Raw genomic sequence first — 7127 nt, 5'->3', positions numbered from 1 at the left:
AGAGGGTGCCGTTGGAGTCACGGGCCACGAGGTCCGGCAAGCCGTCGCTGGTGAGGTCCCCGGCGGCGCTGATGGCGGTCATGACGTTCCAGCCGTCACCTACTGCGACGCGCCAGCCGAACAGGCCGGTTCCCGTGCCCGGGTAGGTCCACAGCGTTCCGCCGGAGTCACGGGCCAGAAGATCCGACTTCCCGTCTCCCGTGAAATCCCTTGCAGCCGGGAACGGGGCAGGCACCGGGCCGATGTTGAGCAGGCGGTTCGGAGTACCGGCCGAGGCATTGGTGATGACGCCGGGAGTGGCTGTGGAGGAGAGCTCGGCCGTCACCTCCGCCGGCGTGGCTTCGGGAATCCTGGACAGAATAACGGCCGCAGCACCGGCAGCGTGGGGAGCTGCCATGGAAGTCCCGCTCACGGTGGCCGCCGCGGTGGTGGATGAATGGATGGCAGAGGTGATGCCAACACCGGGCGCATACAGGTCAACGCAGCCGCCGTGATTCGAGAACGTGGCCTGCCGGTCGGAGGAATCGCTTGCTGTGACAGTAAGTGCTTCGGGCACCCGCGCCGGGGAACTGGTGCAGGCGTCCGCTGCGGAATTTCCGGCGGCCACCACAGCCGTGATCCCGTCGGAAATGACTCCCTGGACGGCGGCATCCACCATGGTGCTGGCGGGACCGCCGAGGCTCAGGTTGGCCACCGCGGGAGACCCGGCGGGGTGGTGGGCAACGATCCAGTCGAGGCCGGCCACGATGTCGGACATGTAGCCGTTGCCGTTGCAGTCGAGAACCCGGACCGGCACGACGGTTGCGGCCTTGGCAACCCCGTAGGTCTGGCCGGCGACAATTCCGGCAACATGGGTGCCGTGGCCGTTGCAGTCGCTGCTGCCCCGGCCGTCCTCAACAGCAGTCCAGCCTGCCGCCACCCGGCCCCCGAACTCCTGGTGCTGGGCGAGGACACCGGAATCTATGACGTACGCATTGACGCCTGCCCCGGAGGACGGAGGCGTGAAGGTGCCGGAGAGCGGAAGAATGCTTTGGTCCACCCTGTCCAGGCCCCACGGGGGCGATTGCTGGGTATCGAAGACCTGGACCGGCTCATCCGGTTCGACGGCGGTCACGCGGGGCGAGCGGGCCAGGGCGGCTGCCTGTGCTTTGGTGGCTGTCACCGCGGCTCCCCGGACCGCTGCGGAGAAGGTCCTTCCGACCTGGACGCCATTGGATCGCAGGGACGCGGCCTCCTGGGCGACGTCGGTACCTTTGCTGAAGCTGACAAGGTACCAGCCGCTTTCTGCGGGCCGGGGCACCACAGGTTTCTCCGCCGTCGGGATGGATGCGGCGGCGGGCTGGGCTGCCAGCGCCACCGCGGCAACGGCCGCCAGCACCGCGCCACGAGAGCTTCCAAATCGCTGAGGGAATGACATTGGGATCTCCTAAGAACCGATGCGTCCTGGGGTGAACAGGCGCGCATGCTTTCGCAGGCTGTGCCCGGCCGGGCCAGGAAAAACTTGTCCCTGGCCACGCCCTCTGTCTATTCCCCCCAGCAGCTCCGGCTGAGCCCGGAGCCTGTGCCGCAGCGCAAGGCCCCTCCCCAGAAACCAACACTGCGAACCCGGCAATCTTAACAAGGCCGGCCCGCGGGGCACTACCCGGGAGTGCTGGCTTTACCGCCGTTCAGTCCGAGGCCCTCCGACCTTCAGCGGTTTTCCCCCCTCACCCTCTCGCAGGTACTGCTTCTTCCCCGCCCTTCCTCCAGCGTTACATGCAACCATTGGCTTATGAGCGCCAGGGATCGCGTTGCCGGCCACCGCATCGCCATGCGGGAGCGGGGTTTCCGGCAGATACAGATGTGGGTTCCTGACGCGCGCACGGAGGAGTTCAAGCACGAGGCGCAGCGCCAGGCGCGGGCGGTCGCCGCGTCAGACCGCGCCGGCGACGACCAGGACTTCATCGAACAGATATCGGAAGCCTGGCCGGAGTGAACCGTGGTGAGCTGTGGACCGTGTCCGGCGGAACTTATGCACAGAAGCCGGGCCCGGCACTCATCGTCCAGGACGACCTTTTTACCGCGTCGGAGTCGGTGACACTCCTCCCGCTGACCTCATTCCTGACGGATGCCCCACTGCTCCGATTGACCGTAAACCCCAGTCCGCTGACGGGGCTGGAACGCATCAGCCAGATCAGGGTGGACAAGCTCACCACAGTCCGCCGCGCCAATCTCGGGCAGCGAATCGGCCGGATCGATTCAGAAACCATGGTTTCCGTGGAGCAGTCCCTCGCGGTCTTTCTCGGTCTGGCCCGCTGACCTTAGCGAAACGGCGGGGAGCCGGCTCCTGACGCTGGCCTCCCGCCGTCGTCGTGCCCCGTTTGCGTAACTTTTCGCTGGGCCTACCCACCCGGTCCGCGCCCTCTCAGGCTCAGCAACGCTTTGGCCACAAAAGTCACGCATTCTTGCCCACGCTTGACAGCCTGTCCGGAGCTTACGAGGATCAGAGTGCCGGCGTAGCCGGCAAGTGGTCCGGGTGTCGAAGGGTTATTGGATGGGGTCAGCACTTCCTCGTGGCAGATGCTTCCGGGGTGCGGCCACAGCCCTCGCAGCCGTCCTGGCAATAACCGTTTCGGGCTGCACCGGCGATCCAGAGCCGCCCCCGCCAACTACAGCACCGGTTGATGTGCGTATCGCTGCTGTAGGTGACATGAACGGCGAGGAGAACATCGACCCGGAGAGTCCCTCAGGCCGGAACGCCGCGGCGATCACCGAACTGGTGGAGAACAACGAGATCGACGCATTCCTGGGGCTCGGCGACTTCCAGTACGACACCGCCTACTGCGAAGACCTGGTGGATTTCTGGACCCCCCTTTGGGGTGGGACGATGAGCAAGCTGTACTGGGTGACGGGCCCCAACCATGACTGGGAACCGGGCCGGAACGAGGACCTGGACAACTTCATGAACGGCCAGTGCCCGGGCTCCACCGCGAAGGCTGCGATCAACCAGGAGCTGGGGTTCATCGGGAACGGGAAGGCGTATTCGAAGGAATTCGGGAACTGGCACTTCGCCTTCCTGCCGTCCGGGCAGTGGCGGTACAACCCCCGGGAGGCCCGGGCGCTGACGAGGTGGCTGGACCGGGACCTCGCTGCCGCCAAGGAGGATGGCAAGCACCTGGCCGTGGTGCATCACGAGCCGTACTTCACGTCGGACACGGAGGCGCATGAGCGGGCCGATGACCACAAGCCTTGGATCGACGTGATGTGGAAGCACCGGGTCCGCCTGACCCTGTCCGGGTCGCAGCACAACTACGAGCGTTCCTGTGCCGTGAACAACAGGGACCGGTGTGACGACGACGGGATCACAGCGTTCCAGGTGTCCACGGGCGGCATCGAACTCCGGCCCTTCACCAGCAGCCCGCGGTACATTGAGAAACGGTTCAGCGACACCCACGGGTTCCTCCGGCTGACGCTGCGGACCGACGGGTCTTTCGACTGGAACTTCGTCCCGACAACCGGGGAGAGTACGGACGAAGGGTCGCGTCCGGCACCGGAGCCGGACGACAACTAGGGCGTGTCTCCTAAATTTCGGACTCTGTAGCCGGAATGCTTGATGGGTGTCTCGTACTTCTGTTTTGACCGACGGGCAGTGGGCCCGCGTTCAGCCGCTGCTTCCGTCCTCTGTTGGCCGCCGGGGTCGTCCTTTCCGGGACGACCGCCGTGTGGTCGAGGGCATCATCTACCGGTACCGGTGCGGAATCGCCTGGCGGGACGTGCCAGCGGGGTTCGGCCCGTGGCAGACCATCTGGAAGCGTCTCCGCCGCTACAGCGGTGACGGCACCTGGGACACCATCCTCGCGGCGCTGCTGACAACTGCGGATGCCTGCGGTGAAGTCGACTGGTCGATCTCGGTCGACTCCACGGTGAACCGTGCCCATCAGCATGGCACCAACCTTCCCCGCGCCACAGGGGGCCAGCTCGAATTACATGAATCTGTTTGCTGAGCCCGACGACCACGCAATCGGACGCTCCCGCGGCGGATCAAGCACCAAAATTCACGCCCTGGTCGACGGTAAAGGCAGACCGCTGGTGCTGCTCATTGCCCCAGGACAAGGCGGGGACGCACCCATGTTCACCCACCTGATGGACCAGTTGAAGATTGCTCGCTGCCGTCCAGGCAGACGACGCACCCGTCCGGACCGCGTTCGCCGGTGACAAGGCATACTCATCCCGGGCCATCCGGACCCACCTTCGGGACCGCGGCATCATTGCTGTATCCCGCAACGATCCGATCAGATCGGCCACCGAAAACGACGAGGATCCGCCGGCGGCCGCCCTCCAGCCTTCGACAAGGAAGACTACAAAGGCCGGAACGTCGTCGAACGCAACTTCAACATCTTCAAGCAATGGCGAGCCCTGGCAACCCGCTACGACAAACTCGCCCTCACCTACCGCGGCGGAGCAGTCCTCCGAGCCATCAGCATCTGGCTGACAGCTTTAGGAGACACGCCCTAAGTTGTGGTGCTCTGGCCTGCAGCACGGGCTTGTTGGTGGCGGTAGAGCGTTGCGCGGCTCCAGCGAACGAGACGCGCTGCCTCCTCGGCGGTGCGCCCCTTGGCGCGGGCCTTTTGGGCGATTGCGAGTGGATGTTGGTGAAGAGACGACAGGAACGAGAGAAGAAGACGTGCACTGTTTGCCGGCTTTCTTTTCTCGTTCTGCGCCGTGCGCCAAATAGCGCTGCTAAAAGGACGCCATTTATCGCTGACGGTCACACGGTAGGAGTGCCTCTTCGATTTTTTTCGGAGGCTTGCCGAAGGCAGGTCGGAAACGGTCGTTTTGGTGGGGCCTTCGAGGTTCTCTAGCTTTTGACAGCCGCTGCCCTGTTCCCGATGGTGTCGACCTTGTTTGGCATTGGCCAAAGAGTGTGCGCCAGAAGTTGGGCTGGTACTCCGGGCGCTGGAATGGATTACCCGGCGGGAGAACCGAGTCGTCTGCGTGGCGATCTGGCGCCGGGGAAACCGGATGCAGAAAAGTCCAGATCGAATCCGTCCGTCGCTCGTGAACCAAAGATTGCCAGTTCCCTAGAGACAGCACGAAGGCCCATCATTATAGGTGCAGAGCGCTGCGATTCGAATCGGAGGCTGCCATGATCCAGGCCCTGCTGTGTAAGTTGAACATACGGCACTAATGGCACGTCGAGCATGCTGATGATGCAAGCGTTTATAAACGCTGCCGTCGATGTGGCAAGGATGATGACGAACGCAGCAAGGGAAGAGGAGGCGACTTCAGCCCATGGGCAGGGCCTGCAGGAGGGTGAGGTTACTCAGCAGGCCTAGCTAGTGGTCTCGGTCTCAGTTTGTTTGATTGCTTTCGAGTGCGGAGTATCCGCGGGCCACTTAGCGAGGACTACGGGTCGGTCGTGGCAGCTGCCGCCTCCGTTGGTGGAAGACGGCAGCCGCCGGTATTTAGTGTCGGGCTGAGGTCAGCATTGGTTGCGTCGTTGCTCTGCTGTTGAAGGGTTGTTGTAGCAGGTCCCGCCCTGGCTGCGGACATCCGTAGTAACCATGGGCGCTCCTGGGGCTTCGGTTTCGACGACATCAGGTTCGATGTCCTCCCGGGTCACGGTGACAATCGGTTCCGCGGGAACGGTCGTCGTCGTTACCTCTTCTCTTGTTTCCCCTTCCGTGACCGTGACCACTGGGGTGGTCGGTGCGCACTCGGTGTCCGATTCATCGGGACCGGGACGGGTTCCTGTGGTCACGATTGGAGTACCGGGAACAACTGCCTCAGTTACTAGTGGCGTTCCCGGGGCGGTTGATGTGCTGACTACCGGAGTGCCGGTGGGGGTGGGGATATCGGTGCCGCGGGGGAAGTTGTACGTGGTTGTCGTCGTGGTCGTGCTCGTGGTTGTTGGCTGTGTGGTGGTCGCCGTCCGCTCAGTCTGTTGGGTCGTCACCGTTGCGATCACCGTCTTGTAGGTCGTAGTGGTGCACACTTCACGCTGCTGGGTACCGGTGAAGACTTCGGTGAAAGGGGTTGTCGTGGTAACGAGCGTTTCCCGCGGTTGTGTTGTCGTGATGACACGTTCCTGGGGGGTGGTCGTTGTTGTGACAATCGTTGTGGGGGTAGTCGTAGTGGTGAGAACAGCCCTCTCACACTTCTCCACGGGCCTTGACGACCGATCGTTATTCACTCTTCGGCAGTTTGTGGTCGTCGGGGTTTGAGTGCTCGTTGGCGCTCCCGCCTCGGTCCGGGTTGTGGTGGTTGGGATGCCGGGAACAATGACGTCCTCGCTGACAGCGTCGCCGGCATCGCGCTCTTCCTCGGTGACGTCCGGGGTGCCGGCGCGCTCGGTCCGGACAACAGTCTCTTCACCGACGTTGCGTTCTTCGGTTGTTACGGTGGGGTTTGGCTGCCTCTCTGGCCCGGAGGTGTCGACGGTAACAGGATCGCCCACCGCCCGGTCCTCGCTATAAGTTGTTGTTGGAGTTCCTGATGGAACGTTGGGAGTCACGACAGTGGTCGTGACCGTGCAGATCTGGTTGCTGCCGGTGCCGCTAAGGGTCCCCCCCAAGGCAGTGCAGGCGGCTTGTCGTTCTGCGGGGCCAGCGAAGGCCGGGTTGGTTGGTGCCAATGCGACGACGAGTCCGATCGTTGTCGCGGCCACCATGGTAGACAAACGCATGATGAGCTCTGTTCTTTTAGGAATGGACCCGCGCGCGCGGGATCTGGCGACCCTAACAACCTGAGTAAACAGCGGCAATGGAATAGTGGCCCCCATTCCATATTCGAGTAGCACCCGGACAGAAACCGGTAATAGGCCTGGGCAGTGACCAAGTACTTGATGTGATAAATGAGTACCCGCCCTCGCGTCACGCGGGTAGGAAAGGTCCCAAACAAAACGCACAACGACCACAAGCAAATTGACGCGTGTCTGCCGACAAATGGTCCGCCACACTGCCGGCCCAGGTCGTCGTTCTTCCGCGCGCAGCCCTTGGCTATAAACAACGGATCGTTGCTTCACAGCAGCAGGTGGTGCCCGGTCCATAGGTGTGTCTGCAGTCGCAGGGTGGTTTAGGTACGCGCAGGGCCTGATCTCAACGTGGAAAGCCGGAGCATCAAGGCACGGCACATCCACCGAGCAGCAC

The 7127-nt window shown here is 63.3% G+C and carries 5 protein-coding genes and 2 pseudogenes; 4 read left to right on the top strand and 3 right to left on the bottom strand.

The genetic code is table 11. The features are described from left to right. A partial coding sequence (locus AC5RT3_RS07625) for a S8 family serine peptidase (RefSeq protein WP_494123907.1) occupies positions 1–1417 on the bottom strand: 1417 nt, incomplete at its 3' end. A 354-nt stretch (positions 1418–1771) separates the two neighbouring features. On the opposite strand from AC5RT3_RS07625, the gene AC5RT3_RS07620 reads away from it, so the two are divergent. The 4 genes and pseudogenes from AC5RT3_RS07620 to AC5RT3_RS07605 all read left to right on the top strand — a co-directional run bounded on the left by AC5RT3_RS07620 (position 1772) and on the right by AC5RT3_RS07605 (position 4494). Then, complete coding sequence (locus tag AC5RT3_RS07620) at positions 1772–1975, top strand: antitoxin MazE-like protein (protein ID WP_494052409.1); 204 nt, start codon at positions 1772–1774, stop codon at positions 1973–1975. After that, positions 1972–2298: a type II toxin-antitoxin system PemK/MazF family toxin gene (locus AC5RT3_RS07615; RefSeq protein ID WP_494052408.1), complete on the top strand. Its 327-nt coding sequence runs from the start codon at positions 1972–1974 to the stop codon at positions 2296–2298. Before AC5RT3_RS07620 ends, AC5RT3_RS07615 begins: the two co-directional genes overlap by 4 nt. A gap of 391 nt (positions 2299–2689) precedes the next feature. Then, entirely contained in the window at positions 2690–3550 is an 861-nt protein-coding gene (locus AC5RT3_RS07610) for a metallophosphoesterase family protein (protein ID WP_494123906.1), read from the top strand. A gap of 46 nt (positions 3551–3596) precedes the next feature. Beyond that, a pseudogene (locus tag AC5RT3_RS07605) lies at positions 3597–4494 on the top strand (IS5 family transposase). Here AC5RT3_RS07605 and AC5RT3_RS07600 read toward each other — a convergent pair. Together AC5RT3_RS07600 and AC5RT3_RS07595 are read right to left on the bottom strand one after the other, a co-directional pair. Further along, positions 4491–4622 (bottom strand): annotated as a pseudogene (locus AC5RT3_RS07600) (recombinase family protein); the annotation flags it as partial. The pseudogenes AC5RT3_RS07605 and AC5RT3_RS07600 sit on opposite strands and share 4 nt — an antisense overlap. Before the next feature lie 839 nt (positions 4623–5461). Continuing rightward, on the bottom strand, positions 5462–6436 hold the full coding sequence (locus AC5RT3_RS07595; protein ID WP_494052405.1) for a hypothetical protein: 975 nt from the start codon (positions 6434–6436) through the stop codon (positions 5462–5464). Between the last annotated feature and the right edge of the window lie 691 nt (positions 6437–7127).

The organism is Arthrobacter sp. Y3221159 (genome assembly GCF_059089885.1).
This window is presented reverse-complemented; position numbering and strand designations above follow the sequence as displayed.

Coding starts and splice junctions, on each gene's coding strand:
- AC5RT3_RS07620 (WP_494052409.1), top strand. CDS start 1,772: ATGAGCGCCAGGGATCGCGTTGCCGGCCACCGCATCGCCATGCGGGAG.
- AC5RT3_RS07610 (WP_494123906.1), top strand. CDS start 2,690: ATGAACGGCGAGGAGAACATCGACCCGGAGAGTCCCTCAGGCCGGAAC.